Raw genomic sequence first — 18,619 nt, 5'->3', positions numbered from 1 at the left:
TTGGAGCAATTATGTATAAAGCCGTATTCAGCGATTTTGATGGTACCTTATTAACTTCGGATCATCGAATTTCGCCTAAAACCTTAGATGCACTTCAACGCATTACCAAACAAGGTATTCCATTTACACCAATCTCTGCTCGTTCACCGCTGGGTATTTGGCCTTATGCAAAACTCATTGAAAATTACAACATCATTGTGGCATTCAGTGGTGCCTTGATTTTAGATAAAAACTCTACACCTATTTATTCGGTACAAATTGATCCAGCTGACATCCAAGCCATTAACAAAGTATTAGCAGATCATCCTGCACTAGGTGTTAATTATTATACTTATGATGATTGTGTCGCTCGTGATTTGGATAATAAATGGGTAATTTACGAACGTAGCGTAACAGGCATTCAGATTGATCCTTATGATGAAAGTGCGGTCTATTCCCCGCATAAAATTCAAATCATTGGTGAAACAGATGAAGTTATTGGTATTGAGCAAATCTTGAAAGAGAAATTCCCGCATTTAAGTATTTGCCGTTCTCATGCGAATTTCCTTGAAGTGATGCATAAATCGGCGACAAAAGGTAATGCGGTACGTTTTCTTGAAGATTATTTTCATGTGAAGATGGAAGAATGTGTCGCTTTCGGCGATAACTTTAACGATTTAGATATGCTAGAAAGCGTGGGATTAGGCGTTGCAATGGGCAATGCGCCGGATGAGATTAAACAGGCCGCCAATCGAGTCACTGCTTCGCATAATGATGATGGGATTGCATTGATATTGAATGAGATTTTCCCTGAATAAATAAAAAGGCGCTTTTTATGAAAAAGCGCCTTATTCATTATAGTGTGGCTAACGCAGCTTCATAATTTGGCTCATCTTTAATTTCAGACACCAATTCACTATGTAACACATTATTGTTTTCATCTAAGACAATCACTGAACGAGCAGTCAAGCCCGCGATTGGACCAGTTGTGATGTTTACCCCTAAGTTTTCATGGACTTCTTTATGACGGAAAGTAGAAAGCGTTTCTACGTTCTCAATACCTTCCGCACCGCAGAATCGTGCTTGTGCAAAAGGTAAATCAGCTGAAATGCAAAGTACCACAGCATTTTTTAAATTAGCTGCTTGTTGATTGAATTTGCGAACAGAAGTTGCACATACATCTGTATCAATACTTGGGAAAATATTTAAAACTTTGCGTTTTCCTGCATAAGTATCAAGCGTGACGTCAGCGAGTTCTTTATTGGTGAGCGTAAGTGCAGTCACTTTCTCTCCTTTTTGGGGAAAGTTGCCGCTTACTTCAATGGGATTACCCATCATTGTTACTTGAGTCATAAAAGCTCCTATTTTTCATTTCCTAAATTAAGCACTTTTTTAAGTGCAGTAAAAAATTTGTCATTTTCTCGTGGTAAGCCAATACTGATACGTAAGTGATTTGGCATGCCATAACCAGCAATAGGACGAACAATGACGCCTTCACGTAATAATGTATCATAAATTGGTGCGGCCGGTTGTTTAAAATCAATGGTAATAAAATTACCTTTAGACGGAATAAAGTCTAAGCCATATTGTTGACAGAAGGTTTCATAACGTTTCATTTCTTGGCGATTATTCTCCGCCACTTTTTCGACAAAGGCATCATCGTTCATCACTGCAATTGCACTGGTCAAAGCAAGGCTATTACAGTTAAATGGCTGACGAACACGATTTAATAAATCTGCAATTTCAGGATTAGAGACTGCGTAGCCAATGCGCAAACCCGCAAGTCCATAAGCTTTTGATAGAGAGCGTGAAACGATAAGGTTCGGATATTTTTCCAGTAATGCAAAAGAATTAACACGTTCGTTTGGATGGGTAAATTCAGTATATGCTTCATCTAATACCACAATCACATTTTCAGGTACTTTGACCAAGAAAGCATCCAATTCTGCTTCCGTTAAGAAATTCCCTGTTGGATTGTTTGGATTGGCAATAAAAATCAGTTTGGTTTTATCTGAAAGTGCGGTCAAAAAACCGTTTAAATCATGCCCCCAATTCTTAGCTGGAATTTCTTTTGCTACGGCGTTAATGGCTTTCGTCACTAAAGGGTAAACAATAAAGGCATATTGTGAATAAATCACTTCATCATGTTCACTCGCAAAGGTATGAGCAAAGAGCTCTAATAAATCGTTAGAACCATTGCCAAGGGTGATTTGGTTTGGTTGCACACCAAATTTTTTTTCAATAGCCGCTTTAAGTTCAAAACCGTTAGCATCAGGGTAGCGAGTTAAATGATCAAGTTGGGCTTGAATGGCTTTTTTCGCACTTTCAGGGAAGCCGAAAGGGTTTTCATTCGAGGCCAGTTTAACGATATCCGTAATGCCTAATTCGCGTTCAAGTTCTTTGATGGGTTTTCCTGCTTGGTAAGGTGAAAGAGATTTTACGCCTTGATTGGCGACGTTGATATATTGCATATGCTTTCCTTATAAAAACGAGCGGGCCTTTCAGCCCGCACATTGAGTTTAATGAATCAGATAATTAGCTATTTTCAGCTTCAAATTTTTTCATGAATTCAATAAGCGCTTGTACACCTTCTAATGGCATCGCGTTATAGATAGAGGCGCGCATACCACCTAGCACTTTATGGCCTTTTAAAGCCTGAAGACCCGCAGCTGTAGATTCTGCAACAAATTTAGCATCAAGCTCTGGATTACCTGTTACGAATGTCACATTCATGGTTGAACGGTTTTCTTTAGCCACTATGTTACGATAGAGTTTACTGCTATCAATGTAGTCATAAAGTGTTTGCGCTTTCACGGCATTATGTTTTGCAATTTCTTTTAAGCCACCAATCGCTTGAATGTGTTTGAAAACTAATGAACAGAGATACCACGCAAATGTTGGTGGGGTATTGATCATGGAGTCTGCATCACGTTGTGTGGCATAGTTCCAAATTGATGGCGTTGCTTGGCGTGCATGACCAATTAAATCATCGCGAATAATGACGAGTGTAATCCCAGCAGGACCAAGATTTTTTTGTGCACCGGCATAAATAACACCAAATTTGCTAATATCAATTTCACGAGAGAGCACATTAGATGACATATCTGCTACAAGCACCGCATTGCCTACATTCGGTACATCAAAAATTTCAACACCACTAATCGTTTCATTTGGGCAGTAGTGAACGTAATCGTATTGTTCAGCGATTTCGCTGAAATCAAGGTTCGTGATGCGTGTGTGATCACCATTTTCCACAATGGTAATTTCATCAATTTCAGCAAAGTTACGCGCTTCTTTCGCTGCAGTTGCTGACCAGTGACCGCTATTTAAATAAAGCGCTTTGCCTTTCTCACCGATTAGGTTCATTGGTAATGCTGCAAATTGACCACGAGCACCACCTTGTAGGAATAACACACGATAGTTATCTGGAATGTTATATACCTCGCGCAGATCTTTTTCTGCTTGAGTAATCAATTCCATAAAATATTTGCCTCGGTGGCTGACTTCCATCACAGACACACCTTGACCAAGCCAGTTAGTTAGCTCAGATTGTGCTTTGTGTAGTACCTCAGGGAAAATCATGGCTGGACCCGCGCTAAAATTAAAGACTTTTGACATTGTGTTTCCTTATTTTATTTTGAATGGATTCTTCATTTTTACCACTACCGAATAGGATAATCAACTAAATCAAACAGATTTTTGATCTAATCCATCAATTTAAATTTAAGCTTTTGACGGGGACGAAAAAAAAGGCTACATTACTCGAAGTTTGTTTTTAACTTTGAGAGAGTAGATCATGGGAAATGTAAGTAAATCCTTCCAAGAAGTATTAGAGTATGTGCGTTTGTATCGTTTAAAAAATAAACTTAAACGCGACATTGAAGACAACAACCGCAAAATTCGTGATAACCAAAAACGTGTCTTATTGTTAGATAACTTAAATCAATATATTCGTGATGATATGAGCATTGAAGATGTTCGTGCGATTATCGAAAATATGCGTGATGACTATGAAGGTCGTGTGGATGAGTACAACATTCGTAATGCGGAACTTTCAACTTTACGCCGTGAAACGAGCAATAAGATGAAAGAACAGAAAAAAGCTCACGCGAAATTAGTGAAAGATTCATCAAATAAAATTACATTATAAACCCTCAAAATAAATGACCGCACTTCGATAAAGTGCGGTCATTTTTTATGGTATTTTTAGAATGAACTAAATGATTAAACATCATAGGTGCCCATTATCACTGCTTGATCCAAAATATGCCCTTGCATCGCAAAATGTAGATCATTAAAACGGAATCCTGGTTTGAGGTTTAGTTTGGTATCGAGTGCATACACAATAAGCTCGTAACGATGTAAACAGTTTGGTGGTGCCATACCTCCATAGAATGAGGCTTCTGCAATATCAAATTGACCTAATTTACTCGCCCAAGTGTTTGCACCTTGTACATAATCAGTTGCGGTTTGGCTTTCATTTTCTTGAATAACTGTACGTTCAAGATCCGCAATAAGCCAATGAATCCACACAAAGCCACTCGCCGTAATTGCGTCTTTATCTTCTAAGACAACTGCAAAGGATTTAGTGCCTTGAGGGGCATCGTGAATTTCAAACGGAATAGAGTAGGTCGGCATACCATTTGGGCTAAATTGTGTGCCGCGTTTACCATATTTGTCTTCAAAGGCACCATTTTGAATAGCTGAACTGGTTACAAACATTGTTTTCTCCTTAATTTCTCACGGAATACACTTTAAATTTGGTGGTTTGAGCAAGGACTTCAAACTTACCGAAATGTTGTGTTAATAAATCGGGATAGGGTAGAAATGCATTAGCAACGATACGCAGTTCTCCGCCTGCTGTTAAATGCCATTTAGCTTGTTGAATAAGTTCTTTCACTGCACGATAAGCAGTGTCGATTCCATCGTGGAAAGGCGGATTTGAAATAATTAGATCAAATTTCCCTTCAATATGGGAAAACACATCGCTTGCGATAACCTGACCTTCAAGCTGATTTTCAGCAAGTGTTTGGCGAGCGGATTGAATTGCCATTGCATGAATATCAGTCATTGTGATATCCGCTTTAGGGTGATGTTTTTTGATCATTGAACCAATGACACCCGCCCCGCAACCAACATCTAATACTTTGCCTTGAATTGGCGATGTTAAGGTAGAAAGTAGAAGTGACGTTCCATTATCAAGTTCATTGGCACTAAATACACCCGGCAAGCTGTAAATACGGAGATCGCCTAATACATTATTTTGGTAGCATTTCCAATAAGATTGAAGATCAAAGTGCGGTTGTTTTTGTAATGAAAAATGGTATAAACCGCAACGACGCGCAGAGTCGATTTTGCCAATTTCACCATAAGGCTCAAGCAGTTTTTCAGCTGAACGGACGCCACAACGATTTTCACCGATAATCAACACTTCTTGACCAATTTTACTTTTGGCGAGTAGTTGCATCAGCTGAAAATTCACTTCTTGTTTATTCTTCGTCCAATAATAAATAATCAAATCGGCTTGCGGCTGAAATTCAACTTCAAAATTGACCGCACTTTGGGTTTTGGCATAATCAAAATACCAACTCCAAACCTGCACAGATTGGCAATATTTTTGCAATATTTGAGGGAAATCATCATTAATGCCGCCGGCAAGAAGAATTGATTTACCGCTAAAAAGGGGGAGATGGCGTTGTAAAACTTCGCTTTCGAGAGAAATCACGCTTTAAATCCTGTGGTTTATTGGTTAAAATTACGTGTTATTCTAACAAAAGAAAACGATTTAAACGTATTTATTAAGGAATTATTTATGAAAAAAATCATCACCGCAGTCGCAATGGCAAGTTTATTGTCCGGCTGTCAATTAATCGAACAAATTCAAGGTAGCAAACAACAACCTTCAACCTTACCAACAAGCTCAAACATTGAATTACCAGCCGCACAGGCGCAAAGCTTAGATGCGCAGTTTGAGCGTATCAAAAAAGGTAACCAAGAAGTGACATTCAACGGTGAGAAATTCTATAAACAAACGAAAGCCTTTGATAAATCAGAAGATCCCCGTTTTTTAAGTGGTGCGGCGAATGTAGATCGTAGCAATCGTAAATTCATCATGAGCGAAACCTATTATCTAAAAGATGTTTCACATGTTCCGGCATTAACGACAAAATATCTTGATGCAAACAAAAAAGTATGTGAGTTAAAAACAATTGGTAACGCTTCAGATGTTTATTATGCTTGTGATGGTAAAGATTTCCAACGTTTTATCGCCGTGGTTTATCAAGCGAAAAACATTCTTTCTTTCCGTAGCTTAAAAGCATATCAAGAAAAACCAACTGAAGCGCAAGAACAAGCGATTGTTAAAGGTTTAAGAGATTATCCGTTAGATACTATCGCTCGTTAATCTATGGATAGACGCAATCTTCTTTTAAATGAAATGGGGATAACCCGTTGGCAGCTCCATCGCCCCGAAATATTACAAGGGGCGGTTGGTGTGAGTGTGTCTGAGCAAGTGAAATTTATTGTGGTGACTAAAGATAACGTATCGAATTCCCCACTTTTTTCAGATGTTCGACTCGCACTCGAGTTAAATAAAGAAGATTGCCTTTGTCTGAATTTTGACCAAATTCAGCATATCACGTTACAACATTCTGTGCGGTATTGGTTATTAGCTGAAAATGCAGATGAAATCGACCGCACTTTGCCTTATTGCTTAAATGCAGAGCGTGTTTATCGCTCTGTTGATTGGCAACAATTCCAGCAAGATAGCCAAGCTAAGCGTGAGCTTTGGCAACAAATCCAACAAATTTAATTATGCCTTCTCTTTTTCCTATTGAAGAATGCGATATGGATCGCTTATATGAAATTGAACAAGCTGCACACCTTGTGCCTTGGTCATTGGGAACATTGAAAAATAATGTCGGCGAGCGTTATCTCAATTTGAAATTAGTGGAAAAAGAGCAAGTGCTTGGTTTTGCCATTTGCCAGACGGTATTAGATGAAGCCTCATTATTCAATATTGCGATAGATCCGGTTCAACAAGGAAAGGGCTACGGTTCGTTTTTATTGCAAGGTTTAATGGATATGCTTAAAGATAAAGGTATTCAAACCCTTTGGCTTGAAGTGCGTGAATCGAATCCCGCTCGTTTTCTTTATGAAAAACTAGGGTTTAATGAGGTTGATATTCGTAAGAATTATTACCCGAAACCGGATGGTGGACGAGAAAATGCTGTTGTGATGGCATGTTATCTCTAGAATGCAAAAGTGCGGTCAATTTTGACCGCACTTTGTTTATCTAAAAAGTAAGACATTACACTTCTTCTGCAGGGAAGACAAATGGATTTAATCCACTGCGTGCGAAGCCTTTTTCTTCCATTTCAATATCTAAGAAAATAGATGCCAAATCATCCGCTACCGCTTCAACGTTCGGATCTTTTTCTTGGAACATGATTTTTAAGTAGCTTTGGCAATCACCACAGGTTTCAGCACGAATGAGTGCAAGTTCTTCATTTAATGACCACAATTCGAGATTTTTATGTTCATTGCAGTTAGTACATTGTGCACGCACTAAATTCCACTCGCTTTCACAAAGGCTACAGTGTAAATAACGTAAACCTTGTGATGTGCCAATATGCACCACGCTCGCAACAGGGGTTGAACCACAAACAGGGCAGTAATGCAGATTATCTGTACCTTCTTGGCGGCTGTTATGAGGAATTTGTTGAGCCAATTGTAACCAATAAAGAGAAAGTGCTGCCCAGATAAAGACAGCTTTATCAGTGCTCACTAAATTAAATTCTTGGCTTAAAAGATGAGTCGACATTTCTTCAAGCTCTTTATCAGCGGCTTTTTCAAGATTTTCAATTGTAGCAATAACCTGTTCATTCGCTTTTGGTTTAATGCTATGTAAAATTTCTTTGAGATATTCAATCCAAATACTTGAGCGTTTAAATGTTTTAGCATTTAACGGCTCGATTTCGTTTAAGTTATCGAATTGCTCTGTTTCTAATGGATTTTTTTCAAATACGCTTAATTGGCTTTCCACAACATCTGCAGCAAAGAGTAAATAATCAGCCAATGGATGATCTTTTGCTAATTCTCTTAAACGTTTTGCACGACGTTGATAAAGATTTTTAGGGTTAGCAAACAAAACAGGTGGAATATCGTATGAATTCTTTTTTTGTTTGATTTCGTCTGCAGATAAGATTTTGATACTCATAATAGTCTCTTAAGTATTGATAAGAAAAAGTGCGGTCAATTTTAACCGCACTTTTTGATTTTAGCCATTGATACCTTTGAACAATGCTTTGGTTTTTACTTTTTTACCTTCAGCTTCATTTTCAAGGTCTTCTTCTAGCTTAGGAAGTACTTCATCTCGATACCATTTCGGGTGGTGTTTTTTCGCCCAACGAACGGTTACCCAACCTTCCACAATACCGCGAATAGATCCTTTAATCCAGAATGCCATGTACATGTGTACCAAAATACCAGTGAACAACATGAATGCACTTAAAGAGTGAAGGAAAATCGCAAAACGTAATACCGGAATAGAGAAGTAGTGCGAGAAATACTGACGCCACATAATGATACCGGTTACAAGTAAAGTGACCATCGCCAAGTTCAATGTCCAGAATAACATTTTTTGACCAAGGTTATACTTGCCGTTATCTGCAACAGCGTGCTCATTCCCTTTTAATACTTCAACGATGCCTTTTAACCAACGAATATCGTTTTTCTCTGGAATGTTGTGATCCCAGTAAAGATAGCCGAGGAAAATAAAGGCAACGAACATAATTATACCGGTGAACGGGTGAATTGCTCGAGCCAGTTGCGGAGTACCTAAAATCTCAGTTAACCACGCAAAATCCGGGAAGAAGAATGCCACACCAGTGAACATCGTCATAAAGAAGCAGATTACGAGTAACCAGTGGCTAAAACGAGCAGGCGTTCTATGACGAATGATTCGAGTATCATTGCTAATCTCAATCTTACTCATCTTTGCCTCCTTTTTTATCTTCTTCAAATTCATGGTGATGATCTTCTACATCTTCTTCAACGTTTGGACCTACAGCTAAGTAGTGAGCGATTTCAGCAAGTGCTAGACCACCCATTGCTACAGCCGCTACCGGTTTCAATACATCTTTCCAAAGGGTGACGGTAAGGTCAACTTTTGGATCTTTTGGAAGACCAGAATAAAGTTCAGGTTTATCCGCATGGTGTAATACATACATTACGTGAGTACCACCTACGCCTTCAGGGTCGTAGATACCTGCGTTTTCGTAACCACGTGATTTTAAGTCAGCAACACGTTGTTCTGCGTAGAGTTTCATCTCTTCTTTAGAACCAAAACGAATTGCACCGGTTGGACAGGTTTTCACGCAAGCCGGTTCTTGGCCCACAGATACACGATCCACACAAAGGGTACATTTGTAGACACGGTTGTCTTCTGGGTTCATACGTGGAATGTTGAACGGACAACCTGCGATACAGTAACCACAACCGATACATTTATCAGATTGGAAATCCACGATACCGTTCGCATATTGGATAATTGCGCCTGGTGCAGGACAAGCTTTTAAACAGCCTGGTTCTGAACAGTGCATACAACCATCTTTACGGATTAACCATTCTAAACGATCATTTTCTTCAACTTCGTTAAAGCGCATTACCGTCCATGCTTTTGCATTGAGATCTACTGGGTTATCGTAGATCCCCACACATTGAGCATTAACATCAGAACGGATGTCATTCCACTCTGAACAGCCCACCTGACAGGCTTTACAACCGATACAGGTGGATACGTCGATTAATTTTGCAACTTCAACTTTATGATCACGCGCTTGAGGTGCTGGTGTTAAACCAGACGTAGCGGAGACCTTGATAATGTCTTGCGATTGAACGCCTTGACCACTTCCTGCCATATTATGCCTCCGCTTTCTCAATGTTTACCAAGAATGTTTTGTATTCTGGTGTTTGAGTGACTGCTTCACCCCAAGATGGTGTTAAGGTGTTGGTGGAGAAACCACGATTACCTTTACCATTTAAGGCTTTCATATTCCAGTGAATTGGAATACCCACGTGATGTACGGTACGTCCATCGACTTCTAAATCTTTCAAACGTTTCGTTACCACTGCTACGGCTTTAATGTAGCCACGGCGAGAAGTAATTTTCACCATATCACCTTTTTGGATGCCTTTTTCTGCTGCTAATTTCTCACCAATTTCCACGAATTGTTGTGGTTGAGCGATGATATTTAACGCAGATTGAGCAGTCCAACTGTGGAAGTGTTCGGTCAAACGATAAGTGGTTGCCACATAAGGGAAATCTTTGTTTGAACCGATAAATTCACGGTCTTCTTTATAAATACGAACAGTCGGATCAGAGACAACACTTGGGTGTAGTGGGTTAGTGTCAATCGGACTTTCAATTGGTTCATAGTGTTCAGGCATAGGACCATTCGCAATTTTATCTACAGCGAATAGACGGCCAACACCTTCTGCAGACATAATAAATGGACCTGCATCAGAACCTGGTGGTTGTGTGCCATAGTCAGCTACATCTAACCAGTTCCAGTTTTTACCGTTCCATTTGATTAATTGGCGGTGTTTATCCCAAGGATTACCGTTAATATCAAGTGAAGCACGACTGTAAAGGATACGACGGTTTGCTGGCCATGCGAAGCCCCAACCTAATGTACAACCTAAACCTGATGGGTCAGAGTTGTCACGGTTTGCGGTTTGGTTACCTTTTTCAGTCCATTGACCCACATAGATCCAGTTACCTGATGAAGTTGTACCGTCATCACGTAAGTGAGCGAATCCGTTAAGTAATTGACCTTTTTTATACATGACGTTGCCATCAGCATCGAGAAGATCAGCAAGCGCGTAACCATTCAATTCTTTCGCTAATTCTACAGAACTTGGTGAATGCGGTTGAGCATAGTTCCAAGTCATCGCTTCGAAAGATTCGATACCACGACCACCTTCTTTTTGATAAAGGTGATGCATTTCTTCACGAATCATAGAAAGAATTTCAACATCTGGTAACGCTTCACCTGGTTGGTCACAGCCTTTCCAGTGCCATTGAGCCCAACGACCAGAGTTAGCAATAGAACCATCTTCTTCTGCGAAACAGGTGGTTGGTAAACGGAATACTTCAGTTTGAATATCTGCTGGATTCACATTGTTTGATTCACCAAAGTTTTTCCAGAATTCAGAAGATTCAGTTTGAAGCGGATCCATCACGATTAAGAATTTCAATTTGCTCATACCTGCAACAGTTTTGTTTTTGTTCGGTAATGAGTTTAATACGTTGAAACCTTGTAAAATCCAACCGTTCAATTTGCCATCATTCATTAACTTAACATGAGTGATAGGGTCGTATAAGCGGTCTGCTTTTGGTAAGAAATCGAAACCCCAACCATTTTCTTTGGTTGCTTTATCACCATAGAACGTTTTCATCATACTCACGAAGAATTTCGAGGTATTACGATAGTAGTTCACTTGGTTTGGTACGATATCTTTTGGCGTAATCGCATTAATGTATTGTTCGTAAGACGTATCTTTGTCATTCGGTAAACGCATATAACCAGGTAAAGACATCGGCAATAAGCCCATATCTGTTGTACCTTGTACGTTTGAGTGTCCACGTAATGCATTAATACCGCCTCCTGGCATCCCCATATTACCTAAGAGTAATTGGATCATAGCCATTGAACGAATATTTTGAGTACCGATTGTATGTTCAGTAAAGCCTAACGCATATAAGTGCGTCATGGTTTTATTCGGTGCAGAGGTTTTACCAATTTCTTCACAGATTTGTAAGAAGAGTTTTTGCTTAACACCGGTAATACGTTCAACTATTTCTGGGGTATAGCGAGAAACGTGATCTTTCAAGATATTAATCACACAACGTGGATCTTGTAAGGTCATATCACGTTTAGCATTACCATTTTCATCAAATTGGTAATTCCATTTAGATTTATCGTAAGTACGTTTTTCTTCATCAAAACCTACGAATAAACCATCTTCAAATTTGAAACCTTCATCAACTAAGAATGAAGCATTGGTATAGTGTTTAACGTATTCGTGTTGAATTTGATTAGTTTCCAATAGGTAACGGATCACACCCATTAAGAATGCGATATCAGAACCGGAACGAATTGGCGCATGAAGGTCAGCTACAGACGCTGTACGGTTAAAGCGAGGGTCAACCACGATGATTTTCGCACCGTTTTTCTTCGCTTCGATCGCCCAACGGAAGCCAACAGGGTGAGCTTCAGCAGGGTTACCACCTTGAACAATAATAAGATTGGCGTTTTTGATGTCAACCCAGTTGTTTGTCATGGCACCGCGACCAAATGATGGAGCAAGACTTGCTACCGTTGGTCCGTGTCAAGTATTCGCTTGGTTACACATCGGCACTATGCCTAACATTCTCACCCATTTTTGAGTAAGAAGTGCGGCTTCATTACTCATGGCGGAAGCGGTCATAATACCAGTGGTTGTCCAACGGTTAACAGTTTTGCCACTAGCGTCTTTTTCAACGAAGTTAGCATCACGGTCATCTTTTAATAAACGAGAAACGCGTTTGATCGCTTCTTCCCAAGAAAGACGAACCCATTTGTCAGAACCCGGTGCACGATATTCAGGGTATAATGCACGGCTTTCACTATTAACATAGTCTAATGCGCCCGCACCTTTCGGACATAATGCCCCACGGCTTACCGGATGGTCAGGGTCACCTTCAAGGTGGAATAATTTAGAACGGGTATTGGTGCCTGTATGGCTGCTTAAAGCATCGTAAGGTTTGCCTGTGCTATATAACAACATACCACAGCTCACTGCACAATATGTACAGGTGTTACGGGATTCAAAAGCCCGTAATAATTTGTATTCACGTGGTGCCGCTAAGACAGATGATGGTGCAAAGCCCAACATTGCCGCAGACGTCCCCGCCATACCACCTGCACAGATCTTAAAGAACTTACGTCTAGAGACCTGCATAATCACTCCTTCATAACGGCGAACCGTTAAGATATTTCGATAGTATAAATTCGTATAGATAATTTATTTGATTTCGTTAAAATAACGTATCAACAATTAAATTGATTATAACAATGACCAATTTAAACGGAGCTGATTTTAACTATTTTTTAACCGAAAATCTATAATCAAAACTTGTTATAATCGCTTTAAAACTTGAGCTAGATCACAAAACAAACATTTTTTGTTAAAAAAAAGTAACATTTTTACAACAGTCATTTTATTGGGAAAAAATAATGCACTGGATAATCCAAAAAACAATTAATTTTTTAAAAAAAACATCTGAAAATCCGACCGCACTTTTAGTGGAAAAACAAGATAGTTTGGCTGCCGAAGTGCCTGTTTCACTTGTTTATAATGGTATTGCACATACTGTTATGATGTGCTCTCCCCAAGATTTAGAGGATTTTGCTTTAGGCTTTTCATTAGCGGAAGGCATTATTGAGAAAAAAGCGGATATTTATGGCATTGATGTGGTGGAAGTATGCAATGGCATTGAAGTGCAAATTGAATTATCTAGCCGTCAATTTGTGGCATTAAAAGATCATCGCCGTACATTAACAGGTAGAACGGGATGTGGCATTTGTGGCACAGAACAAATTTCGCAAGTTTATAAAAAGTTGCCGAAATTAGACCACACTTTCCAATTTAATTTAAATTTATTAGATGGCTGTTTAGCACAATTACAAGCTAATCAAACACTCGGAAAAGAGACAGGGGCGACACATGCCGCCGCCTTTTTTGATTTATCGGGTAATTTACTGGCGATTCGAGAAGATGTTGGGCGACATGTGGCACTAGATAAATTAATTGGCTGGCATGCTAAACAAAATCAACCGCAAGGATTTGTACTTGTTTCGAGCCGAGCCAGTTATGAAATGGTTCAAAAATCGGTAGCTTGTGGTATCGAATTACTTGTGGCGATTTCTGCTGCGACAGATCTTGCTGTCAATATGGCAGAACAACACAATCTTTCCCTTATCGGCTTTGCTCGCCCAGGAAAAGCTAATATCTATGCGGGAAAAGAGCGGTTGGTTTTAGCTTAGTTTTATCTATTAAAAAAGTGCGGTCAAAAACATTCTTATTTTGACCGCGCTTTTTATTTATTCCTTCGGTGATTTGCTATCTAAGAGGACTTCAGAGACCCAACGTTGAGTCAGGCGTTTGCCTTCTTGATCCGTACCAAATTTCATAAAATCAATATCCACTAGTTTTAATTTGCTAGCCGGTAGGAAACTTGGTGCAGGTTCTGCATGGATATTGGTTGGAAGTTGATAAGAGTCTGATTCTTTCCAAGGAATTTCTTGGGCTTCTTTGCTTAGCACGAAATCCATAAACAGTTTGGCATTATCAAGGTTTCTCGATCCTTTAATGATGCTTGCCCCGCCTAAAGAATAGCCTACGCCTTCGCATGGTAAAATGCCTTCAACTGGCGCACCATTTTTCTTCTCACGCGGGTAAACCAGCATAAAACCTAAATCAATCGCCACGGTACCGTTAGCCAAATAGTTGCTCGCAAGACCTGTTTTGGTATGTTGCATGAGATTGGGTTCTAATTTTTTCAAATAATCGAAAGCTTTTTCTTCTCCCCATAATGTGGAAAAAGTACTGATAAGTGAGTAGCCCGTGCCGGAAACACGGGGATCTGGATATTGAATTTGCCCTTGATATTCAGGTTTTAGTAGATCTGCATAACATTTTGGCGCAGGAATATTCAATTCTTTCAATTTTTTAGTATTCACCCCAATGCCTAGTTCCATTAAGTAAATCACAGAGGTGAAATTACCGCGTTGATCCATTAAAGATTTAAACTGCGGCATGATATCTTTTTGTAATGGAGAACGATAGGATTCAAGCAAGCCTAACTCTGCGGCTTGAAGATGGGGTTCAATGGTGCCACCAAACCAGAAATCAGCTTGTGGGTTTTCTTTTTCCACTTTAATTTTGCCTAACACTACACCAGTACTATTACGCACAAATTGTGCATCTACATTGTATTTTTTACTAAAGGCTTGAGTGACTTTTTCGCATACAACGTTTTGCACGCTGCAATAGACGGTAAGTTTTCCTTCAGCCTGTGCGTGAGAAGTGTACGCGAGGGCGGTTAGGGCTGAAAGTGCGGTTAATTTTAGCGTTGTTTTTATTGACATTGTGTCTCCTTTAACTTCGTCAATATTTAGTAATTATTTGATATTGCTAATATAAAGGGACGGAGTAAATTTGTAAATATCAGGTTGTTTAAAAATATAATTCCCACTATAATCCCTGTAAATTTAACCAGATTAAAATAAGAGCAATGGATATTTCAGAATTACTTGATGGCTTGAATGATAAACAACGTGAAGCAGTGGCAGCACCGCTTGGTAATTACCTTGTACTTGCAGGTGCGGGAAGTGGTAAAACTCGCGTACTGACTCATCGTATTGCTTGGTTGATTGCCGTAGAAAATATTTCTGAAGGTAGCATTATGGCAGTAACCTTTACCAATAAAGCCGCTGCTGAAATGCGCCATCGTATTCAAGATACTTTATCCAAACATGCTCAATCCAATTTATTTGGCATGTGGATTGGCACATTCCATAGCATTGCCCATCGATTATTACGCGCTCACCATTTAGATGTGAACTTGCCACAAGATTTCCAAATTTTGGATTCTGAAGACCAACTTCGTTTAGTGAAACGTTTGATGAAATTGCACAATTATGATGATAAAGCATTTCCACCGAAACAAGCGTGCTGGTATATCAATAATAAAAAAGATGAAGGTTTAAGACCTCAAGATATTAATGATTTTGGTGATCGCCAGGAAAAAGAGTGGATTAAGATTTATCAAATTTATCAAGATACTTGTGATCGTGCGGGTTTGGTGGATTTTGCTGAATTGTTAATTCGTGCGTATGAATTATTTGCTAAAAAGCCTGTGATTTTGCAACGCTATCAGCAGCGTTTTCAGCATATTTTGGTGGATGAGTTTCAAGATACCAATAAAATCCAATATGCTTGGATCAAAATTCTTGCTGGTAATACGGGCAAAGTGATGATTGTGGGCGATGATGACCAATCCATTTATGGTTGGCGTGGTGCACAGGTCGAAAATATTCAAAAATTCCTAAAAGATTTTAACGCTGAAACTATTCGTTTGGAGCAAAACTATCGTTCTACCGGCAATATTCTGAAAAGTGCCAACCAACTTATTTCGAATAATAGTGATCGCCTCGGTAAGAATTTATGGACCGACGGTGAAATGGGCGAGCCAGTGGGCATTTATGCGGCGTTTAATGAGTTAGATGAAGCAAAATTCGTGGCATCTCAAATCCAAAACTGGGTAGATGACGGTGGAAAATTAGATGATTGTGCTGTTTTATATCGTAGCAATAGCCAATCTCGTGTTATTGAAGAAGCGTTGATCCGTTGTCAAATTCCTTATCGTATTTACGGTGGGATGCGATTCTTCGAACGCCAAGAAATTAAAGATGCGTTGGCTTATTTACGTTTAATTAATAATCGTCAAGATGATGCTGCATTTGAGCGAGTGATTAATACGCCTACTCGAGGTATTGGCGATCGTACTTTAGATGTGTTACGAAATTTAACTCGTGAACGTCAGATTACCTTATGGCAAGCCATACAAGTGGCGACGCAAGAAAATATGCTAACAGGGCGTGCTTCAACCGCATTGTTGCGTTTCCAAGAGTTGATTAATTCTTTACAGATTGATACAGCCGAAATGCCACTGTTTGCACAGACCGATTTCGTGATTAAACATTCTGGGTTATACGATATGTATAAACAGGAAAAAGGCGAGAAAGGCGAAGTCCGTATTGAAAACTTAGAAGAGTTGGTAACGGCAACCCGAGAATTTATCAAACCTGATGAAGCAGAGGATATGACCGATCTTACCGCCTTTTTAACTCATGCTTCTTTAGAAGCTGGAGAAGAGCAGGCCTCACCACATCAATCTTGTGTAGAAATGATGACTTTGCATTCAGCAAAAGGTTTGGAATTCCCACGTGTGTTTATGGTGGGGGTAGAAGAGGGCGTATTCCCAAGTTTACGTTCATTTGAAGAACCCGGTCGTTTAGAAGAAGAACGCCGTCTTGCTTATGTGGGCATTACTCGAGCTAAGCAAAAACTGACGATTTGTTATGCAGAAAGTCGCCGAGTTTACACGAAAGAAGAACGCCATTTGCCTTCACGTTTTATTACAGAATTGCCATCAGAGTGCATTCAAGAAATCCGCTTGCGTGGAACGGTGACTAGAGCATTAAACCAAGCAAAAGTAGGGAGTTTAAGCGCGAGTTTGCCTGAGAACGAATGGAAAATGGGGCAAAAAGTGAAGCATGAAAAGTTTGGTTTTGGCACAGTGATAAACGTTGAAGGCTCAGATAATAACACCCGTTTACAAATCGCTTTCCAAGCTCAAGGCATTAAGTGGCTGATTGCGCATTTGGCAAAATTAGAAAAAGTGCGGTAGAATCGGGAGGATTTTATTGCAGCGGGCATGAATATTGATGTTTGTGCTCAAGGTGCCAAGTGCGAAAGCATTCGAAGAAATGACCGCACTTTTATCATGTGGGAAGTAGATGTTTAAATTTATTTTAAAACGTATTTTGATGGTGATTCCTACCTTTATCGCCATTACTTTTGTAACTTTTGCGCTCATTCATTTTATTCCAGGTGATCCTGTGGAGATTATGATGGGAGAGCGAGGTTTAACGCCAGAAGTTCATCAACAAATGATGAAGCAACTTGGTCTCGATTTACCGTTGTATCAGCAATATTTCAATTATATTGGTAATGTAATACAAGGCGATTTCGGTGAATCATTCCGCACCCAACAACCTGTTCTGAAAGAGTTTTTCACACTTTTCCCTGCTACCTTTGAATTAGCTTTCTTTGCACTATTTTGGTCATTAATTGCCGGTATTACGCTAGGAACGATTGCGGCAGTCAAGAAAGATAGTTGGATTTCTCACACCGTGACAGCTATGTCATTAACGGGTTACTCCATGCCAATTTTCTGGTGGGGATTAATTTTGATCTTATATGTTTCACCTTGGTTTGGTTTACCACAAGGGGGACGTTTAGAAGATAGTTTCTGGATCGATACACCAACGGGTTTTATGTTAATCGATACTTGGCTTTCAGGCGTACCAGGCGCCTTTTGGAATGCAATTAAGTCATTGATTCTACCATCTATTGTGTTAGGTACCATTCCACTTGCGGTGATTACTCGAATGACACGTTCTTCGATGTTGGAAGTGTTAGGTGAAGATTATATTCGTACCGCAAAAGCGAAAGGCTTAAGTTATACCCGAATTGTGATTGTTCATGCGCTACGTAATGCGCTTATCCCTGTTGTGACAGTGGTAGGCTTGATTGTAGGGCAGTTATTATCCGGTGCGGTTTTAACTGAAACGATTTTCTCATGGCCAGGCATTGGTAAATGGATTATTGATGCGATTTCCAATCGTGATTACCCAGTCTTACAAGGTGCCGTGTTAATTATCGCTACAATTATTATTGTGGTGAATTTAGCTATCGATTTACTTTATGGCGTGGTAAACCCACGTATTCGCCATCAATAAGGAGCCTT

General features: G+C 39.6%; 18 protein-coding genes. 8 read left to right on the top strand and 10 right to left on the bottom strand.

The genetic code is table 11. The features are described 5' to 3' along the window. Positions 1-11 precede the first annotated feature (11 nt). Complete coding sequence (locus DPV95_RS09070) at positions 12-797, top strand: Cof-type HAD-IIB family hydrolase (RefSeq protein WP_049366850.1); 786 nt, start codon at positions 12-14, stop codon at positions 795-797. Between the two features lie 37 nt (positions 798-834). Here DPV95_RS09070 and tpx read toward each other — a convergent pair whose 3' ends face one another. The 3 genes from tpx to serC all read right to left on the bottom strand — a co-directional run bounded on the left by tpx (position 835) and on the right by serC (position 3,597). Further along, on the bottom strand, positions 835-1,332 hold the full coding sequence (tpx, locus tag DPV95_RS09065; protein WP_049366849.1) for a thiol peroxidase: 498 nt from the start codon (positions 1,330-1,332) through the stop codon (positions 835-837). A gap of 8 nt (positions 1,333-1,340) precedes the next feature. Further along, positions 1,341-2,450 (bottom strand): histidinol-phosphate transaminase, encoded by a 1,110-nt coding sequence (gene hisC / locus DPV95_RS09060; protein WP_049366847.1) that lies wholly within the window; start codon positions 2,448-2,450, stop codon positions 1,341-1,343. A gap of 64 nt (positions 2,451-2,514) precedes the next feature. Beyond that, complete coding sequence (gene serC / locus DPV95_RS09055) at positions 2,515-3,597, bottom strand: 3-phosphoserine/phosphohydroxythreonine transaminase (RefSeq protein ID WP_049366846.1); 1,083 nt, start codon at positions 3,595-3,597, stop codon at positions 2,515-2,517. A gap of 178 nt (positions 3,598-3,775) precedes the next feature. On the opposite strand from serC, the gene DPV95_RS09050 reads away from it, so the two are divergent. Further along, on the top strand, positions 3,776-4,129 hold the full coding sequence (locus DPV95_RS09050; protein WP_049366844.1) for a DUF496 family protein: 354 nt from the start codon (positions 3,776-3,778) through the stop codon (positions 4,127-4,129). A 74-nt stretch (positions 4,130-4,203) separates the two neighbouring features. On the opposite strand, the gene DPV95_RS09045 is transcribed toward DPV95_RS09050, so the two are convergent. Together DPV95_RS09045 and rsmC are read right to left on the bottom strand one after the other, a co-directional pair. Further along, a complete protein-coding gene (locus DPV95_RS09045; RefSeq protein ID WP_049366843.1) occupies positions 4,204-4,701 on the bottom strand; it encodes a YbhB/YbcL family Raf kinase inhibitor-like protein in 498 nt (165 codons plus the stop codon). A gap of 10 nt (positions 4,702-4,711) precedes the next feature. After that, entirely contained in the window at positions 4,712-5,704 is a 993-nt protein-coding gene (rsmC, locus tag DPV95_RS09040) for a 16S rRNA (guanine(1207)-N(2))-methyltransferase RsmC (RefSeq protein ID WP_049366841.1), read from the bottom strand. Positions 5,705-5,791: 87 nt separating this feature from the next. Between rsmC and DPV95_RS09035 the strand changes: the two genes are divergently transcribed. Genes DPV95_RS09035 through rimI form a run of 3 tightly spaced genes read left to right on the top strand, consistent with a single transcriptional unit; the run spans position 5,792 to position 7,233 of the window. Further along, a complete protein-coding gene (locus DPV95_RS09035; protein WP_049366840.1) occupies positions 5,792-6,382 on the top strand; it encodes a hypothetical protein in 591 nt (196 codons plus the stop codon). A gap of 3 nt (positions 6,383-6,385) precedes the next feature. After that, on the top strand, positions 6,386-6,790 hold the full coding sequence (locus DPV95_RS09030; RefSeq protein ID WP_049366838.1) for a DNA polymerase III subunit psi: 405 nt from the start codon (positions 6,386-6,388) through the stop codon (positions 6,788-6,790). Between the two features lie 2 nt (positions 6,791-6,792). Beyond that, positions 6,793-7,233 (top strand): ribosomal protein S18-alanine N-acetyltransferase, encoded by a 441-nt coding sequence (gene rimI / locus DPV95_RS09025; protein WP_049366880.1) that lies wholly within the window; start codon positions 6,793-6,795, stop codon positions 7,231-7,233. 55 nt (positions 7,234-7,288) lie between these two features. Here the strand turns inward: rimI and fdhE are convergent, their stop codons facing one another. The 4 genes from fdhE to fdnG are packed head-to-tail and all read right to left on the bottom strand — an operon-like array spanning position 7,289 to position 12,984. Continuing rightward, the gene (fdhE, locus tag DPV95_RS09020; protein ID WP_049366836.1) at positions 7,289-8,197 is read right to left on the bottom strand and encodes a formate dehydrogenase accessory protein FdhE; all 909 of its coding nucleotides are present in this window, start codon (positions 8,195-8,197) and stop codon (positions 7,289-7,291) included. Between the two features lie 60 nt (positions 8,198-8,257). Beyond that, the gene (locus tag DPV95_RS09015) at positions 8,258-8,974 is read right to left on the bottom strand and encodes a formate dehydrogenase subunit gamma (protein ID WP_049365400.1); all 717 of its coding nucleotides are present in this window, start codon (positions 8,972-8,974) and stop codon (positions 8,258-8,260) included. Beyond that, a complete protein-coding gene (gene fdxH / locus DPV95_RS09010; protein ID WP_049366835.1) occupies positions 8,967-9,899 on the bottom strand; it encodes a formate dehydrogenase subunit beta in 933 nt (310 codons plus the stop codon). The genes DPV95_RS09015 and fdxH overlap by 8 nt, the downstream gene beginning before the upstream one ends. Position 9,900: 1 nt before the next feature. Continuing rightward, positions 9,901-12,984, bottom strand: coding sequence for a formate dehydrogenase-N subunit alpha (gene fdnG / locus DPV95_RS09005; protein WP_152683597.1), 3,084 nt, complete (start codon positions 12,982-12,984; stop codon positions 9,901-9,903). A gap of 275 nt (positions 12,985-13,259) precedes the next feature. Here fdnG and fdhD point away from each other — a divergent pair, with 275 nt between their 5' ends. Then, a complete protein-coding gene (fdhD, locus tag DPV95_RS08995) occupies positions 13,260-14,069 on the top strand; it encodes a formate dehydrogenase accessory sulfurtransferase FdhD (RefSeq protein ID WP_049366826.1) in 810 nt (269 codons plus the stop codon). Positions 14,070-14,126: 57 nt separating this feature from the next. On the opposite strand, the gene DPV95_RS08990 is transcribed toward fdhD, so the two are convergent. Then, on the bottom strand, positions 14,127-15,173 hold the full coding sequence (locus tag DPV95_RS08990) for an ABC transporter substrate-binding protein (RefSeq protein WP_049366825.1): 1,047 nt from the start codon (positions 15,171-15,173) through the stop codon (positions 14,127-14,129). A 146-nt stretch (positions 15,174-15,319) separates the two neighbouring features. Here DPV95_RS08990 and uvrD point away from each other — a divergent pair, with 146 nt between their 5' ends. Then, positions 15,320-17,497, top strand: a complete 2,178-nt coding sequence (uvrD, locus tag DPV95_RS08985) for a DNA helicase II (RefSeq protein WP_049366822.1) — start codon at positions 15,320-15,322, stop codon at positions 17,495-17,497. A 109-nt stretch (positions 17,498-17,606) separates the two neighbouring features. Next, the gene (locus tag DPV95_RS08980) at positions 17,607-18,611 is read left to right on the top strand and encodes an ABC transporter permease subunit (RefSeq protein WP_049366819.1); all 1,005 of its coding nucleotides are present in this window, start codon (positions 17,607-17,609) and stop codon (positions 18,609-18,611) included. The last annotated feature ends 8 nt before the right edge of the window (positions 18,612-18,619 follow it).

Origin of the sequence: Haemophilus parainfluenzae (assembly GCF_003252755.1) — a bacterium.
Classification (GTDB): domain Bacteria; phylum Pseudomonadota; class Gammaproteobacteria; order Enterobacterales; family Pasteurellaceae; genus Haemophilus_D; species Haemophilus_D parainfluenzae_N.
The sequence above is the reverse complement of the archived record's forward strand: the minus strand, read 5'-3'. Positions and strand labels throughout refer to the sequence as shown.

Excerpts from the sequence above, each read along its gene's own strand:
- DPV95_RS09070 (WP_049366850.1), top strand. The coding sequence starts at position 12 with ATGTATAAAGCCGTATTCAGCGATTTTGATGGTACCTTATTAACTTCG.
- tpx (WP_049366849.1), bottom strand. The coding sequence starts at position 1,332 with ATGACTCAAGTAACAATGATGGGTAATCCCATTGAAGTAAGCGGCAAC.
- hisC (WP_049366847.1), bottom strand. The coding sequence starts at position 2,450 with ATGCAATATATCAACGTCGCCAATCAAGGCGTAAAATCTCTTTCACCT.
- serC (WP_049366846.1), bottom strand. The coding sequence starts at position 3,597 with ATGTCAAAAGTCTTTAATTTTAGCGCGGGTCCAGCCATGATTTTCCCT.
- DPV95_RS09050 (WP_049366844.1), top strand. The coding sequence starts at position 3,776 with ATGGGAAATGTAAGTAAATCCTTCCAAGAAGTATTAGAGTATGTGCGT.
- DPV95_RS09045 (WP_049366843.1), bottom strand. The coding sequence starts at position 4,701 with ATGTTTGTAACCAGTTCAGCTATTCAAAATGGTGCCTTTGAAGACAAA.
- DPV95_RS09035 (WP_049366840.1), top strand. The coding sequence starts at position 5,792 with ATGAAAAAAATCATCACCGCAGTCGCAATGGCAAGTTTATTGTCCGGC.
- DPV95_RS09030 (WP_049366838.1), top strand. The coding sequence starts at position 6,386 with ATGGATAGACGCAATCTTCTTTTAAATGAAATGGGGATAACCCGTTGG.
- rimI (WP_049366880.1), top strand. The coding sequence starts at position 6,793 with ATGCCTTCTCTTTTTCCTATTGAAGAATGCGATATGGATCGCTTATAT.
- fdhE (WP_049366836.1), bottom strand. The coding sequence starts at position 8,197 with ATGAGTATCAAAATCTTATCTGCAGACGAAATCAAACAAAAAAAGAAT.
- DPV95_RS09015 (WP_049365400.1), bottom strand. The coding sequence starts at position 8,974 with ATGAGTAAGATTGAGATTAGCAATGATACTCGAATCATTCGTCATAGA.
- fdxH (WP_049366835.1), bottom strand. The coding sequence starts at position 9,899 with ATGGCAGGAAGTGGTCAAGGCGTTCAATCGCAAGACATTATCAAGGTC.
- fdhD (WP_049366826.1), top strand. The coding sequence starts at position 13,260 with ATGCACTGGATAATCCAAAAAACAATTAATTTTTTAAAAAAAACATCT.
- DPV95_RS08990 (WP_049366825.1), bottom strand. The coding sequence starts at position 15,173 with ATGTCAATAAAAACAACGCTAAAATTAACCGCACTTTCAGCCCTAACC.
- uvrD (WP_049366822.1), top strand. The coding sequence starts at position 15,320 with ATGGATATTTCAGAATTACTTGATGGCTTGAATGATAAACAACGTGAA.
- DPV95_RS08980 (WP_049366819.1), top strand. The coding sequence starts at position 17,607 with ATGTTTAAATTTATTTTAAAACGTATTTTGATGGTGATTCCTACCTTT.